13 protein-coding genes are annotated in these 15152 nt (G+C 60.8%); 10 read left to right on the top strand and 3 right to left on the bottom strand.

Going from position 1 to position 15152, the window contains the following annotated elements:
* Positions 1-89: 89 nt before the first annotated feature.
* Positions 90-1340 carry a glucose-1-phosphate adenylyltransferase gene (gene glgC, locus ACRQFC_RS05255; RefSeq protein WP_035277237.1) on the bottom strand — a complete coding sequence of 417 codons (1251 nt, stop codon included), beginning with the start codon at positions 1338-1340 and terminating at the stop codon, positions 90-92.
* Between the two features lie 198 nt (positions 1341-1538).
* Here glgC and glgA point away from each other — a divergent pair, with 198 nt between their 5' ends.
* The 6 genes from glgA (at position 1539) to ACRQFC_RS05225 (ending at position 6902) form a co-directional block, all read left to right on the top strand.
* Positions 1539-2786: a glycogen synthase gene (gene glgA, locus ACRQFC_RS05250; RefSeq protein ID WP_087071193.1), complete on the top strand. Its 1248-nt coding sequence runs from the start codon at positions 1539-1541 to the stop codon at positions 2784-2786.
* A 35-nt stretch (positions 2787-2821) separates the two neighbouring features.
* The gene (locus tag ACRQFC_RS05245; RefSeq protein ID WP_087070741.1) at positions 2822-3607 is read left to right on the top strand and encodes an ABC transporter ATP-binding protein; all 786 of its coding nucleotides are present in this window, start codon (positions 2822-2824) and stop codon (positions 3605-3607) included.
* 188 nt (positions 3608-3795) lie between these two features.
* Positions 3796-4218 (top strand): NfeD family protein, encoded by a 423-nt coding sequence (locus ACRQFC_RS05240; RefSeq protein ID WP_087070742.1) that lies wholly within the window; start codon positions 3796-3798, stop codon positions 4216-4218.
* 65 nt (positions 4219-4283) lie between these two features.
* Positions 4284-5375 (top strand): SPFH domain-containing protein, encoded by a 1092-nt coding sequence (locus ACRQFC_RS05235; RefSeq protein WP_087070743.1) that lies wholly within the window; start codon positions 4284-4286, stop codon positions 5373-5375.
* Positions 5376-5512: 137 nt separating this feature from the next.
* Positions 5513-6370 carry a TrmH family RNA methyltransferase gene (locus ACRQFC_RS05230; RefSeq protein WP_087070744.1) on the top strand — a complete coding sequence of 286 codons (858 nt, stop codon included), beginning with the start codon at positions 5513-5515 and terminating at the stop codon, positions 6368-6370.
* A gap of 235 nt (positions 6371-6605) precedes the next feature.
* Positions 6606-6902, top strand: coding sequence for a helix-turn-helix transcriptional regulator (locus ACRQFC_RS05225; protein WP_051278575.1), 297 nt, complete (start codon positions 6606-6608; stop codon positions 6900-6902).
* Between the two features lie 131 nt (positions 6903-7033).
* Here ACRQFC_RS05225 and ACRQFC_RS05220 read toward each other — a convergent pair whose 3' ends face one another.
* Entirely contained in the window at positions 7034-7507 is a 474-nt protein-coding gene (locus ACRQFC_RS05220) for a tRNA (cytidine(34)-2'-O)-methyltransferase (protein ID WP_087070745.1), read from the bottom strand.
* Positions 7508-7623: 116 nt separating this feature from the next.
* Here ACRQFC_RS05220 and imuA' point away from each other — a divergent pair, with 116 nt between their 5' ends.
* From imuA' to ACRQFC_RS05200, 4 genes are all read left to right on the top strand, one after another.
* Complete coding sequence (imuA', locus tag ACRQFC_RS05215) at positions 7624-8463, top strand: DnaE2-dependent mutagenesis accessory factor ImuA' (protein WP_087070746.1); 840 nt, start codon at positions 7624-7626, stop codon at positions 8461-8463.
* A complete protein-coding gene (locus ACRQFC_RS05210; RefSeq protein WP_087070747.1) occupies positions 8463-10157 on the top strand; it encodes a Y-family DNA polymerase in 1695 nt (564 codons plus the stop codon). Before imuA' ends, ACRQFC_RS05210 begins: the two co-directional genes overlap by 1 nt.
* A gap of 2 nt (positions 10158-10159) precedes the next feature.
* Complete coding sequence (locus tag ACRQFC_RS05205; RefSeq protein WP_087070748.1) at positions 10160-13411, top strand: error-prone DNA polymerase; 3252 nt, start codon at positions 10160-10162, stop codon at positions 13409-13411.
* A gap of 153 nt (positions 13412-13564) precedes the next feature.
* Positions 13565-14029, top strand: coding sequence for a hypothetical protein (locus ACRQFC_RS05200; RefSeq protein ID WP_180948616.1), 465 nt, complete (start codon positions 13565-13567; stop codon positions 14027-14029).
* Here the strand turns inward: ACRQFC_RS05200 and ACRQFC_RS05195 are convergent.
* Positions 14026-15078 carry a GNAT family N-acetyltransferase gene (locus tag ACRQFC_RS05195; RefSeq protein ID WP_087070749.1) on the bottom strand — a complete coding sequence of 351 codons (1053 nt, stop codon included), beginning with the start codon at positions 15076-15078 and terminating at the stop codon, positions 14026-14028. The two genes, ACRQFC_RS05200 and ACRQFC_RS05195, sit on opposite strands and share 4 nt — an antisense overlap.
* Positions 15079-15152: the final 74 nt, after the last annotated feature.

Raw genomic sequence — 15152 nt, 5'->3', positions numbered from 1 at the left:
CCCGGTACCGGAAACCGATACCGGGCACACATACTAGCCTGAAGCTAGGCAAGCGGTGCAAACACTGAATAACTCAGGCGCGCAACCGCTTAGCGGCGCACCACCGCATTCTTGGGAACCACGACCACGCCGCCTTCCGAGACGTAGAAACCGCGTTCGCGGTCATAATCGTGATTGACACCCAGCTGCGCACCTTCTTCGATCTGGACATTCTTATCCACGATGGCACGAATAACGGTGGCATTGCGGCCCACGTTCACGCCGTCCAGCAGCACCGATTCACGCACCGAGGACCAGGAATTCACCCGCACCCCGGGGGAGAGCACCGATCCGATCACTTCGCCACCGGAGACGATAACACCGGGGGAAACAATGGAATCCAGGGCGTGCCCGAGGCGTTCGTGATGCCCGTACACGAATTTTGCGGGCGGCAACCCGGTGTAGCCGGTCAGGATCGGCCAGCGCTCGTTGTACAGGTTGAAATCCGGAGTAACGGAAATAAGATCCATATTCGCCGCGTAGTAGGCATCAATGGTACCCACGTCACGCCAGTAGTCCTTATCCCGTTCACCTTCACCGGGGATGCGGTTATAGGTGAAATCGTAGACGCCGCAATTACCGGCTTCCACGAATCGCGGAACAATGCTGCCACCCATATCATGGGCGGAACTGGGATCCGCAGCATCATTCTGGAGGGCCTCAACCAGCGCATCAGTGTTGAAAATGTAATTGCCCATGGAGGCCAGGAACTGATCCGGGGCTTCTTCCAGGCCCAAACCGGAGGTATCCTGCGGCTTTTCCAGGAAGCGGGAAACCTTCTGGTGGTTTTCCGCATCCACATCAATAACACCGAAGGAAGGGGCCAGTTCCAGCGGCTGGCGAATACCGGCGATGGTCAGGTCGAAACCGGATTCCACATGCTGGTCCATCATCTGGGAGAAGTCCATGCGGTAGATATTGTCTGCTCCGGTTACGAGCACAACATCGGGCCGTTCATCATCGATGACGTTCATGGACTGGTAAATGGCATCCGCACTTCCGGAGAACCACCCCTTGCCGCGCCGCTGCTGGGCGGGAACCGGGGCCACATAATTGCCCAAGAGGTTGGACATACGCCAGGTTCTCGTAATATGGCGGTCCAGCGAATGCGACTTGTACTGGGTAAGCACGATGATCTGGAGATATCCAGAATTCACGATGTTACTCAGCGCAAAGTCAATCAGCCGGTAAATGCCCCCGAAAGGAACCGCGGGTTTCGCTCGATCTTCAGTGAGCGGCATTAAACGCTTGCCTTCGCCTCCCGCAAGGACGATGGCCAGAACGCGTAAATCTCTCCTCATGACTACAGCGTACCGTAAAACGTGAAGTTGAACACCCGCTTCCAGAAGGAACGTGGACAAGTCGTGTGCCGGTCCACGCTGTGGATAAATGGGGCCCGCGGCTGTGTTTCCGGGGGTGGTGGGTTACCCTTGAAGTAGTACGCTCGCATGATCCGCTTCGTGGGGAAGCGGACGGCGGCGAAGAAGCCGGAGGCAACCATGCGCATTGATTTACTTACTCGCGAATACCCCCCGCATGTGTACGGAGGGGCGGGAGTTCACGTGACCGAGCTTTCCCGTGTGCTCGCCCAGCATGCTGATATTCACGTACGTGCCTTTGATGGTCCGCGCGCTCCTTCTGAGAACAAAGACGTTCCCGCGGGTGTAGCGCTGGAGGGCTATGACTACCTCAAGGAACTTGAGGGCGCGAACGCGGCCGTGCGCACCATGGGTGTTGATCTCAATATGGTCACGGATGTGGAAGGTGCGGATCTGGTGCACTCCCACACCTGGTACGCGAATTTCGCCGGGCATATCGCTTCGATTCTTTACGGTATTCCGCATGTGATTTCCGCGCATTCCCTGGAACCGCTGCGCCCGTGGAAACGTGAACAGCTCGGGGGTGGCTACCAGCTGAGCTCCTGGGTGGAAAAAACTGCCTACGAATCCGCGGCCGGAATCGTGGCGGTATCGCACGCGATGCGCTCGGATATTTTGCGCTGCTACCCGAATATTGCACCCGAGCGGGTGCGGGTGATTCATAACGGTATCGATTTGAATACCTGGAAAGCTCCGGAAACCAGCGCGGAAAAAGAAGATGCCCGCCGGTATTTCGCCAGCTACGGCCTGGATCCGGATCGGCCCACTATTATGTTCGTTGGGCGTATTACCCGCCAGAAGGGCGTGCCGGGGCTGCTGCGCGCGCTGCGCCAGGTTGATAAGGGCGTCCAGGTGGTGCTGTGCGCCGGGGCTCCCGATACCCCTGAAATCTTGGAGGAAACAAAGGCTCTCGTGGCGAAGCTGCAGGCCGAACGTGAAGGCGTGGTCTGGATTGACGATATGCTCAGCCAGGATCGTATTGTCGCCCTGGAATCGTGCTGCACCACTTTTGTTACCCCCTCCATTTATGAGCCGCTCGGCATTGTTAACCTGGAGGCGATGGCGGTGGGGCTTCCGGTGGTCGGCACCGAAACCGGGGGAATTCCCGATTGCATCGTGCACGGAACCACCGGGCTGCTTGTTCCTATCGAACAGGCTCAGGACGGCACCGGCACCCCGCTCAACCCCGAGCAATTCGAGGCAGATCTGGCCGCGGCTCTCAACGAGGTGTGCTCCGATCAGGAGCGGGCCGCGCAGATGGGCCTGGCTGGCCGCCGCCGGGTGGAGGACCATTTCTCCTGGGAAGCTATCGGCGAAAAAACCATGGAGTTCTACCGCGAACTCGTGGATAACTATCCGCGGCGCTAACCGGTTATGTCGTAGCGGCACGCTATTCTAGAACCATGGGTGACGTGCTGTCTTTGAAAGATGTAACGCTGCGCCGCGGGGCTACGGAAATCCTCCGCTCGGTATCCTGGGATGTTAATTCCGGGGAACGCTGGGTGATTTTCGGGCCCAACGGCGCCGGGAAAACCACGCTCATACAGGTGGCCGCCGCGCGGCTCTTCCCCAGTTCGGGAAGCGTGGAGCTCATGGGCGAACGCCTCGGCACGGTGGATGTGCGGGAGCTGCGCAGCGCCGTGGGGGTAACCTCGGCCGGGATTGATGCCCGCATCCCCGGGGGTGAAACCGTTTTCCAAGCGGTGCGCACCGCCGCCTACGGGCATCTGGCCGCCTGGAATGAGGAGTACGACGCCGCAGATGACGCCCGTGCCCGCGCCATGTTGCGCAGGCTCGGTTTACGGGACCTCGAGGATCGTAAAGTTGCGCACCTTTCGTCCGGGGAACGTAAACGCTTAGGGATCGCGCGGGCCCTCATGCCCAATCCGGAAGTCCTTATTCTGGATGAACCCACCTCGGGCCTGGATCTGGGTGGGCGCGAACGCCTGCTGGCCACCCTCTCGCGGCTGGCCGGAGCAGCGTACGCCCCGGCCATGCTGCTGGTTACCCACCACGTGGAGGAAATCCCGGTCGGCTTTACCCATATGCTGCTCCTCAAAGCGGGCAGTGTGGTGGCGGCCGGGCCGCTAGCGGAAGTTCTGACTTCCACGCAGCTCTCGGAGGCATTTGATTATCCGCTCCGGGTGGAAGAAAACGCGGGTCGGTATACCGCGCGCGCTGCCCGCTAGGGGAATCTGGGGCGCGGTATATCTGTAGCCCGGGCTATTTCGCGGGCAGAATATCCGTTATTCCGCGCTCAGTAGATTTTCCGCTCGGTATATCCGAGGCGCAGGGTGTCCGGTAGCATGGCACCAGAGGACGAAGAGGCCCGGAGCCGAAGAACCGGCTGGGTGGAACTCTCAGGAAAGGGAGAACAATGACGTGGCAAATTTGGGTCATCGCCGGGTTAGCACTCGCAATTGTTGAGATGTTTACCCTCGATTTCACTTTCCTTATGCTGGGGCTAGCTGCCCTGGCCACCGCGGGAGTGGCCCTGGGAACAGATGTCCTGTGGATCCAGATCATCGCCTACGGAATTTTCGCTCTTATCCTCTTGTTTTTCGCCCGTCCCTGGGCGCGCCGCCACATCAACCCGCGCGGCGCCGCCGTCGGCAATGTGGAGGCGCAGGTGGGCCGGCGTGCTTACGCACTTACGGAGATTACCGAGCGTGGCGGGCGCGTGAAAATTGGCGGAGATGAATGGAGTGCCCGCACCGCTGCGGGGCGCATCCCGGAGGGCGGCGTCGTACTTGTGCAAGCAATTGACGGTGCCACCGCAATCGTGACCCCGGAATCATAAGTTTTATCTGCTTCACGTACCACCGAAAAGTCACCGAGGCCGCCTAGCGGCACAAAGGAAAAATCATGGATGCTGATATCAACGCGAGCACGGTTATTGGCGTGCTCCTCCTCTTACTCCTTCTCCTTGTGGTGGTGGCGGTGTTCCGTTCCGTCATCAAGGTGCAGCAAGGCTACCAGGTGGTTGTGGAACGGCTGGGCCGCTACCACTCCGTGCTGCAACCGGGGCTGCACTTCCTGGTGCCGTTCTTCGACGCGGTACGCCAGCGCATCGATATGCGTGAACAAGTGGTGCCTTTCCCGCCCCAGCCGGTTATTACCTCCGATAACATCAACGTCTCCATTGACACGGTTATCTACTACCAGGTGACGAACGCGTATTCCGCAACCTACGAAATTGCCGACCCGATGACCGGTATTGAGCAGCTGGCCGTCACCACCTTGCGTAATATCATCGGCACCATGGATATGGAACAGGCCCTGACTGGCCGTGACCGTATTAACGACCAGCTCCGCAGCGTGCTGGACGATGCCACCGGGCGTTGGGGTATTCGCGTTTCCCGCGTGGAACTCAAGGCGATTGATCCGCCGGCTACCGTTCAGGGCGCGATGGAACAGCAGATGAAGGCCGAACGTGACCGCCGCGCCGCGATTCTCACCGCGGAAGGTATTAAGCAGTCTCAGATTTTGACCGCTGAAGGTGAAAAGCAATCGGCTATTCTCAAGGCCGAAGGTCAAGCTCAGGCCACCGTCCTCAAGGCGCAGGGTGAATCCCGCGCTATTCTTCAGGTCTTCGACGCGATCCATAAGGGCAATGCCGATCCGAAGCTGCTCTCCTACGAATACATTAAGACGCTGCCGCAGATCGCCAATTCGCAGTCCTCGAAGCTGTGGATTGTTCCTACCGAGCTCACCGCCGCGCTCGATGCGGTGCAGAAGGGCTTCGGTGGGGGCCGCAGCGGCGGGGGAGACGAACCCAGCCCATCCGGGCCCACCGGGGTCGATTTTGAGAACGCGGCCGATGTGGCTGATGTTCTCAAGGAAACCACCCTCCCCGATATTGATTCGGCGCTGGCCGATGCACGCGGGGAAGCCAATCGCGCTGTTGATGATGCGCGCGGTTCCGTTTCCGATCCCAACCAGATCCCGAAGAACTAAGCGAAAAAACAAGCTTACCGGCGTGCGGAGTCGCGGAGCTTGATATCGATAATTGACCGGGGCCGCCCACTGCGCACAACGCGCGGGGCGGCCCCGGCCATTTGTATCCGATACCGGCGTGGTGGCACGCTTGCTATGTGTTGATTTACCTCGATAACGTTGCCGCTCCCGAACTTGATGATTATTTCCGGCTCACCGATGTGCACCTGCGCCGCTTACTCGAACCCGAGCGCGGAGTGTATATGGCCGAATCAACGAAAGTTATTGAGCGGGCTTTGCAGGCCGGCCACCAGCCGCGTTCCTTCCTCACCTCCCCGCGCTGGCTCCCGGATTTGCAAGCCTGCTTGGAGCGCTGCGGCTGGGAAGTGGACGGAGCGGCAGTGCCCATCTACGTGGGTACCGATGAGATGCTCCAGGCAGTAACCGGTTTCAAAGTCCATCGGGGCGCCCTGGCCGCGATGCACCGCCCGGAATTGGCCGATGTGGCAACGCTGCTAGCGGAGGCACGCGAGGGGCGCGGCGCGCGGCGCGTCGTCGTTCTAGAAGGACTGGTGGACCACACAAATGTGGGTGCTATTTTCCGTTCCTGCGCGGGGCTCGGGGTCGATGCGGTGCTGGTGACCGATACGTGCGCCGATCCGCTGTATCGCCGCTCGGTGCGGGTATCCATGGGGACCGTGTTTCAGGTGCCGTGGACGCGGATCCACGAGTGGCCGCGCAGTATCGAAAAATTGCACGGTCTCGGTTTCCTCACGGCCGCTTTAGCGTTAGAGGACGACGCCGAAACTCTGGACGATTTCGCGAATCGCGCTGATGTGCTCGCCCCGGATTTGCGGGTCGCACTTATTCTCGGAACGGAAGGGGACGGTCTGAGCGCGCGCACCGTCGCGAGTGCGGATACCCGGGTCATTATTCCCATGGCCGGGCACGTGGATTCCCTCAATGTGGCTGCGGCGAGCGCGGTGGCCTGCTGGGCGCTGCGCACCCGCGACTAAGGTGAAAGTGAAGCGGGAGTGGAGCGGAAGTGAAGCGGGACTGCGGTGATAGTGCCTCGGGATTGTCGCGGGATTGTCGCGAAACTAAAGGAGCGCGGAGCTAAAAGAAACTCAGAACTGAGGGAAGCCGAGCGCAACAAAACGGCAGGTAGAGCAGGCCCTTGAGAAAATAATTACTGTTAATGCCGGGTATACCCGGTGGAAAGAAGGTGCTACGCACGACGAAAGTGGAAGGGTGCAGGACAGTTCCCAAATTGATTCGCTCGTCGCGTGGCGCTTGGCGAAAACAGTACGTGACCGGCGTGAAAGCCTGGGAATGTCGCAAGAAGATCTCGCTTTGCGCGCCAATCTCAACCGCACCACGTTGCAATCGCTAGAAAGTGGGCGTTCCGATCATAAAACCGGAAAGCCGTCGAATCCGCAGCTACGCACGCTGCTCCAATTGGCGCGGGCGCTGGAGATGTCCGCCGGGGAACTCCTCGGCGAAGCCGAGCGCCTCTACGATCAGGCGCTTCGTGAGGAAGGTTTATAGCTAGTCCTATGGTGCTGTAGCGCGGCGGGAGGGGTATCGCCTGGATGTGGGCAGCCGCTAGCTTGGGGGCCGCGTGCGGCGCGCGCTTAAGGTGCGCGCGGGCAGCGGGTTGAGGTGTGCCCGGAAATGTTTTAGGAAAATTGGGCGGCACCGGGGTATCTGAGCTGGCGCCAGGCTTCGTACACGGCAATGGATGCCGCATTGGCAAGATTAAGAGACCGCAGGTGGGGGAGCATCGGTATGCGCACCGCCGCGGTGATACGTTCGTGGGCGACGACGCGCGCGGGCAAGCCGGTTGGTTCAGGCCCGAAAAGGAGATAGTCGTCGGGCTGGTAGGAGACTTCGGCGAAGTTATTTTGGGTATGCCCCGTAAAAGCAAAGATGCGAGCATCGGGCGCGCTGGTGAGAAATTCCTCAAAATTCGGGTGAATAACGAGGTTGGCAAGGTCGTGGTAGTCCAAGCCGGCGCGTTTGAGGTGCGCATCAGAAAAATCGAAACCGAGGGGTTCAATCAGGTGCAAAGTGGCGCCGGTGCACGCCGCTAGGCGAATGGCCGCGCCGGTATTGCCGGGAATGCGCGGCTCGAAGAAAACAATATGAAGCACCCATCCAGGGTACTCGCCCAAGAATTTCGCGCGCGATTTTTGTGTCGTATCCCTTCGGTAGAGTAAAGCCATACCGTAAAATCGAACATCCGTTCTAATGTGTTGTGGGGGGTGCTATGGGTGCGCAGAAATTAGCTGCCGCGCGGGCCGCGCTTGCCCGTGCGGAATCCGCGGTGGGATTAGCCGGTTCGCAACCGCAGGTACAACCGCAGTCGGGCGGGAGCAGCTGGGATCTCCCACCGGAAATTTCTCAACTTTTCCCGCGGGGCTTAGCCCCGGGGATGACTCTCGGAGTTAGCGGTTCGCGCATTGCGCTGGCCTTGGTGGCCTCCCTGGTAAGTGCGCAAGGTGCGTGGTGCATCTACCTGGGGATGCCTGATATGGGGTGGGAAGCCTGCGCCGGTTTAGGTAGTGATCTCAATCGGATTGTTACTATTCCCTACCTCCCGCCGGCCCGGAGCGGGGCGGCGCTTTCGGCCGCTATTGATCTTTTTGACGTGGTGATTGTGGGAAGCGCGCTGCGCCTGGATACGCGGGAGCAGCGCCGGCTCGCGCAGCGGGCACGTAACCGGGAAACTCTGCTTATTGCGGAAAATTGGCAGGTGCGGGATCGGGTGCAGGCGCGCTATGAATCGGTGACGGGCCCGGCCAGCGGAAGCGGGCATATCGCACATATCACCGTGGAACTCCGTTCCGCGCGCGGCGCGCGCCTGCGGATTGCGTGGGATGCTACCGGCTGGCATCCGGCCGCGGGCCTGCGGGCGGTGCCATCTGCACGCGAAGCTGCTCCGGCTTTGAATGAGGTTGCCCCGGTTCTGAATGAGGTCGCTCCGGCTATGCACGGTGTCGCTTCGCGCCGCGCGGTGCCCGAGCGCCGGATCCCGGGTGACCAGGCTCCTGGAACCGAGCTTCGTTTGGTACCGGTTACCGATGCGCGGGGGAGGCGTGGGGAATAATGCGCCAGGCAACAGTCTGGGTTCCTCACTGGCCCATTATCGCGGCGGAGATGGCGGGGATTGTGAGCAGAGAAAATCCCGTCGCGGTCGTGGAGCATCACCGGGTGGCCAGCCTCAATATCTGGGCCTGGCAGAAAGGCGCCCGGGTGGATATGCCCATCCGGCAGCTGCAATCTCTCGTCCCGCAATGCACCGTTATTCAACGGGATGGGGCGCGTGAGCTACGTTTCTTCGACCCGGTGCTACGCGCTATCTCCAATCGAGTGGCGCGTTTCTCGATGCTGGAACCGGGAGTGGTTATCTTTTCAGCCGCGGGCCCGGCACGCACCGCAGGCGGAGAAGAACGCCTATGCGAAAGCATTGTGGGGGATATCGTTGATGCCGCCGGGTGTGAGGCCCGGGTTGGAATCGCGGAAGGAACCCTTCCTAGCCTATGGGCGGCGCGCACCTCGCGCATTATCGCTCCGGGTGCTTCCGAACAAGTATTGGCCAGCCAACCGATCTCGCTTTTCCTTCTTACCGCAACGTCAGCAACCCGCCCCGCGCTCCGCGATTGCGTGGAACTACTTCATGACTTGGGGATTACCACTATCGCGGATGTTATCGGGCTGGGGCAGCGCTCCCTCGTCACGCGTTTCGGGAATATCGGGCAATACCTGTGGGATCTGGCCACAGCGCGCACCCTACCCGCACACGAAGCCACCTCGGATACCCGTGATATATCCGTGGTAGCTACCTTTGATCCGCCCCTGAGCCACGCGGAACACGCGGCTTTTGCCGCGCGTAATCTCGCCGGGCAACTCGAAACAAAAATGCGTGCCGGTGCGGCTGGCTCCGCCCGCCTGGATATTCGGGCGAGCGTCGCCTCCGGAGAAGTAATGACACGCAGCTGGCACCTCGAACTCCTCACCCAAGAAGATGTGGTGGATCGGGTGCGGTGGCAAATCTCCGCCTGGATAGCACAGCCGCGTGAGGCCAGCGAAGCTCCAGCGGAAACCCGCGGAGGTATTACCCAACTAGAGCTGATCGCCCGGGATATTACCCCCGCGGGCAATCATCCGGCGCCCCTCTGGGGTGCGCGCACCACCAGCGATGCGGCAGCCGCGCGCGGGGCTCACCGCCTCCAAAGCCTCCTCGGTGAAGAATACGTGCGGGTGCCCCGCCGGGTGGGTGGGCGCCTCCCCGAAGAAGATATACAAGAAATCCCCTGGGGCCAGGCGGTAGATACCTCCCGGGCGGGGCTTCCCTGGCCGGGCCGGCTGCCCGAACCCGCCCCGGTACAGTTCCTGCGCACCCCCTATCCGGTGGCTGTGCTCTGTACCTGCGGGCAGCCACTTGCTATTGCCGCAACCACCGCACTGCACTGCCCAGGGGAGTGCCAGCGGCCCTTTCCGGCTACCATCCGCACGGCTTCCCGCACCGGCGCGGCTTTGCCCGCAAGGCACGATGCCTCACCCGCGGGCCATGCTGCCTCACCTGCGGGCAGCGCCGGTCCTCCTACCGCATCGCTCCGCGCGCTTTTCGGCGTGGAAGGCTCCCTCACGGTAGTCGACTACGCCGGTCCCTGGGTGAGTGAACAGCGCTGGTGGGCGCACCCTACCCGGCGCGCCTATATCCAAGCGGTCACCACCACCGGGGCGGTACTTCTCTATAGAGAACAGGAGCGCTGGTACCTTGCTGCCAGCTACATCTAGCCATGACCACTCTTATCACTAGCTCTCCCTATGTCCCGTATGCGGAACTGCATGCCCACTCGGCTTTCAGTTTTCTTGACGGAGCCAGCCTGCCCGAAGACCTCGTGCAAGGCTGCCTGGATCTGCGTATCGAAGCCCTAGCCCTCACCGATCACGATGGTTTTCCCGGTGTTATGCAGCTCGCACAAGCCGGGCGAGATACCGGCCTCCCCACCATCACCGGCACCGAAATAACGCTGGATAGCACCCAGCCGCGCGAAGGCCCGGATCCGGAAGGTGGGCATCTTGTGTTCCTTGCCCGCACCCCGGCCGGATACCAGCACCTCTCCCGAGCTATCGGAACAGCCATGCTCGCCAGCGGTACAAAAGGAATCGCGCACCATACGCTGGCTCAGCTTGCCCGCAATAATGGCGATATTCTTGTCCTCACCGGCGGTTGCCGCAAAAGCACACTTCGCCGCATTCTTGACACCCAGCGCGGCAGTGAGGCCCGCCGCGCCGCCCGGCAAGAACTCGACCTCCTTATCAGCACCTTCGGGAAAGATAACGTCGTCGTGGAACTCACCTCCCACGCCGGGCCGCTTGACGCACAGCGATGCGATCTTCTCGAAGAACTGGCCCGGGAAACCGGAGTTCGCGCGGCGGTCACCGGAAACGTCCACTACGCGCATCCCGCCGACCGCCCGATTGCCGATATATTTGCTGCCACCCGGGCTCGCTGCACCCTCGATGAGATAGATCCCTACCTTCCCGCCGCCGGAGCCCATTTGCGCTCCGGCCACGACTGGCGCATCCTGCACCGCGGGCGCGAACGCTACCTGGAAGCCGCGGCCCGCATCGCCGAAGAATGCGCCTTTGACCTCTCCCTCGTCAAGCCGAATCTTCCCCCGTTCCCGGTACCGGAAGGCTATACCGAAGCCACCTGGCTGAGGGAACTGGTGCTGCGCAAAGCCCGCGAACGCTACGGAACACCGGCGGACTACCCGCGTGCCTGGGAAGTGATCGAGCACGAACTCGAGGTCATTACCCAGCTGGGTTTCCCCGGATATTTCCTCATCGTGGAAGAAATAGTGGCCTTTTGCCACTCTCGCAATATTTGGTGTCAGGGGCGCGGATCGGCCGCGAACTCCGCCGTATGCTTCGCCCTGGGAATTACCGCGGTCGATGCCGTGAAACACGCCATGCTTTTTGAACGGTTTTTATCCCCGGGGCGCTCGGGGCCACCCGATATCGACATCGACATCGAATCCTCACGCCGCGAAGAAGTCATCCAGCATGTGTACGAACGCTACGGGCGTTCTTGTGCTGCCCAGGTCGCCAATGTCATTTCCTATCGGCCCCGCTTTGCTATCAGAGATGTGGCGCGGGCCTTCGGATACCCGGAAGACCATATTGACCAATGGGCATCAGCATTCCACCATCGAAGTATCAGCCCGGGCGGCGGCGCCCAGCCCCAGCCCGCCGGGCTACCCGAACGTGTCGCCGCGCTGGCTACCCGGATACAGCAGCTCCCGCGGCATCTGGGAATCCACGCCTCCGGAATGGTGCTTTGTGACCGCCCGGTTATTGACGTATGCCCGGTGGGATGGGCCTCCAAACCGGGAAGAACAGTACTGCAATGGGATAAAGACGATTGCGCGACCGCCGGGCTCGTGAAATTCGATCTTCTCGGGCTCGGAATGCTCACCGCCTTGCGTATCAGCTTCACTGAACTCACTCGCCGCGGAATTCTCGCACCCAACGGCCAGCCCCTCGGTTTGCATAATGTACCCTCGGAAGATCCAGAGGTTTACGCACTCCTCCAAGCAGCCGATACCGTCGGAGTGTTCCAGGTGGAATCCCGCGCGCAAATCGCCACCCTGCCGCGCCTGAAACCCGAATGCTTCTACGATTTGGTTATCGAGGTGGCTCTTATTCGCCCCGGCCCCATTCAAGGTGGATCCGTCAATCCCTATCTGCGGCGCAAACAGGGGAAAGAAAAAGTGACCTATCCGCACCCGCTCCTGAAAAATGCGCTGGAAAAAACCCTGGGGGTGCCGCTTTTCCAAGAACAACTTATGCATATTGCCATTGACGCCGCGGGCTTCACACCCGCACAAGCCGACCAGCTCCGCAAGGCCATGGGCTCGAAACGCTCCGCTGCCCGCATGGAACGCCTGCGCGGTCAACTCATGGAAGGCATGGAAAAACAGGGGATAACTGATCCGGAGGTGCGCGCAGAGATCTATGAGAAACTCGCGGCCTTCGCCGAATTCGGTTTCCCCGAATCCCACGCCTTTTCCTTCGCCTACCTCGTTTATGCTTCCGCTTGGCTGAAAGTTCACCACCCGGAAGAGTTCTATATGGGTTTGCTCAATGCGCAACCGATGGGCTTTTACTCCCCGCAATCCCTCGTTGCCGATGCGAGGCGGCATCACCTCGTGGTGCGGCGGGCAGATGTCACGCGTTCGCACGAACATGCCAGAGTGGAAGAACTACCCGATACGCAAGATCGTCCGAAACGGGAACACCCGCGTATCCACGTGGATAGCCACCGCTACCTCCAGCTCGGGCTCAGCAGTATCAAAGGCCTCGGGAATGCGGCCATACAGCGAATCCTCACGGCCCGCGCCCGCGCGCCCTTCCGCGACCTCGCTGACCTAGCGCAGCGTGCCCGGCTAAAAACAGCAGATATCGAGATTCTTTCCCGCGCCGGAGCTACAGACAGTTTGGGGGTGAGCCGGCGGGAAGGCGTCTGGATTGCCCAAGCAGTGAGCAATGCTGAGGTAGTACACGGAACCACATATCAACCTGCGATCCCCGGAACCGAACCTTTCGGTGCGGTGCCCGAGCTCCCGGAACTCACCGCCGTGGAACAGGCCCATGCGGACCTGCGCGCCACCGGAATTTCTCCCGATTCCTACCCGACGCAATTCATTCGCCCAGCACTCACCGCGCGCGGAATTCTCACGGTTACCGCGGCATCCACCCATCCTGAAAAAAGCAGGTGCAAAGTGGCCGGACTGGTTACCCACCGCCAGCGGCCCCATACCGCGAAAGGAATCACCTTCCTCAACCTTGAAGATGAAACCGGGATGCTCAACGTCCTTATCACCCCGCAGCTATGGGAACGCTATCGGGAGATTGCGCGCACCTCGAACGCCCTGGTGATCCGCGGGATGGTCGAACGCGATGGCGGAGCCGCTGTTTTCCACGCCGATGGAATCGAAGCTATCCCGCTCGGGATCAACCTTCCCTCCCGGGATTTCCGATAGCCGCGCGATAAAGCTGGTGGCTCGGAAGCAGCGGCGTCGTCGCTTAAAACCTCTTAGCGAAAAGAACGCAACCGGCCGCGAACAATCGATACGATAACGGAAGTTGCTCTCGACCTGGAGCATCATCCGCACAGAATCTGGAGGCACAAGGTTATGGGTAAATATCGGGCACTGTTGCGGCTTGCGCGTCGGATCGGCCCCGCCATCGTTTTCGTGATCACGCGTTACGGACCGCAACTGCGCGCCCTCATCCGCGAGAACCCGCAGATCGCTTCCAAACTCCAGGACCGCATGCATCAACTTGCCGGAAAAAAGCCGAATGAGCGGGACGCGCACAGCCTCAGCGGCCGTATCGAGATCCTCAAAGAACACGTTACCTATCTCTACGCCTCGGCCAACACCGCTGATATTGCCGAAAAAGCCGCGGCGTGGCGCGCCGAACTCGACTCCATCGAACGGGCCATCCCCGTCCTCGATGCCATGGCCCGCGCGCAGCGGCTTACGGAACGGCGCAGGCTCTCCAAACGGATCGACGTGCTATCCCAACAGATTCTCTCCGCCAGCCTCAGCGATTACATTGAAGACGCCATTATTGACGACGACGGGAGTGCGAGCTAATCGCGCGGGGAGAGCCCCAAAGCTCGCGGGATATCCGGATTGAAGAAATTCGGGCCCTTGAGAACCTTGCCGTCCTCCCGGTAAATCGGCCGCCCGTCCGCCCCGAGCTTCGATAAATTCGAGGCCTGCACCTCGGCGAGCACATCGGCCATGGGAATTCCCAGTTCCAAGGCCATCCCGTAAATCACGTACACCAAATCCGCGAGCGCATCAGAAATCTCAACGATATCTCGGGTTTCGTCATCAAGATCAACAGCCCGTGCGAAAGCCGCGCTCACCTGTTCACCGGCCGCCTTCCCGTAGGCGGCCGTCACCAATTCGGTAAATTCCTCCGCGATAAGGGACATACGCATCGGCAGGCGCGGCCGATCCGCTTTCGGCCCGTCGGTGACAATAGGAAGCGCGTACGTTTCGTGGAATTGGCGCACCAAATCCTCTGGGCGGCGCGGATCGGGAAAAGCCGGATGCTTCTCACCGGGGCCAAACCAGGCGTGCGCGGGCTCCATGGCATCCCCGCGCTGGAGAGTGGCCTGGAACAAGCCGTAAACCTCGCCCTTATTCACCGTGACAGCCGGGCGGATACCGATGAAAGAAAAACCGAGCTTCCAGGCGACCTTCGCCGAAGCCCAATTGATATCCGAACCCTGCACTTCGCAATCCCAGTGCATTGCCGCCAGATTGGTCTTATCGAAGAAATATTCCAGGACGGTGCGCACCGCCTCCGTCACCATCCCGGTATTGCGAGCCTCTTTGGCGGCCCAAAAACCGAGCCGGCCGACGCGCCCGTTTCCCGTCACATCCACCTGCACGCAGCCCAGCGGGGCGGATTCCGGCCCGCGGCGGATCAACCACACCGGCGAACCTTCTGCCCACTTCTGCGGCGCGAACTCAGTGATGAACGCTTGGGCATCCGAGCGTGAATAGCCGGCCGGGATCGTGGTCCAACGTTGAATATCCGGGTCCGCGCAGATGGTGGCCAGCGCGGTTTCATCCGCGGGGCGCGGAGCGCTAAGAAAGTACGACGGCGTGGTTAGTGTGAACTCCTGCATGGCTTTAGTGTACGCAGGCCAGCAAGCCTACAAAAACGCGAGGCCCGAACCACCACACAGTTCGGGCCTCGCGC

The sequence above is a fragment of the Actinotignum inguinis genome, from assembly GCF_051265835.1.
GTDB lineage: Bacteria > Actinomycetota > Actinomycetes > Actinomycetales > Actinomycetaceae > Actinotignum > Actinotignum timonense.
Note: the sequence above shows the minus strand (reverse complement) of the source record. Positions and strands in the feature narration are given on the sequence as shown.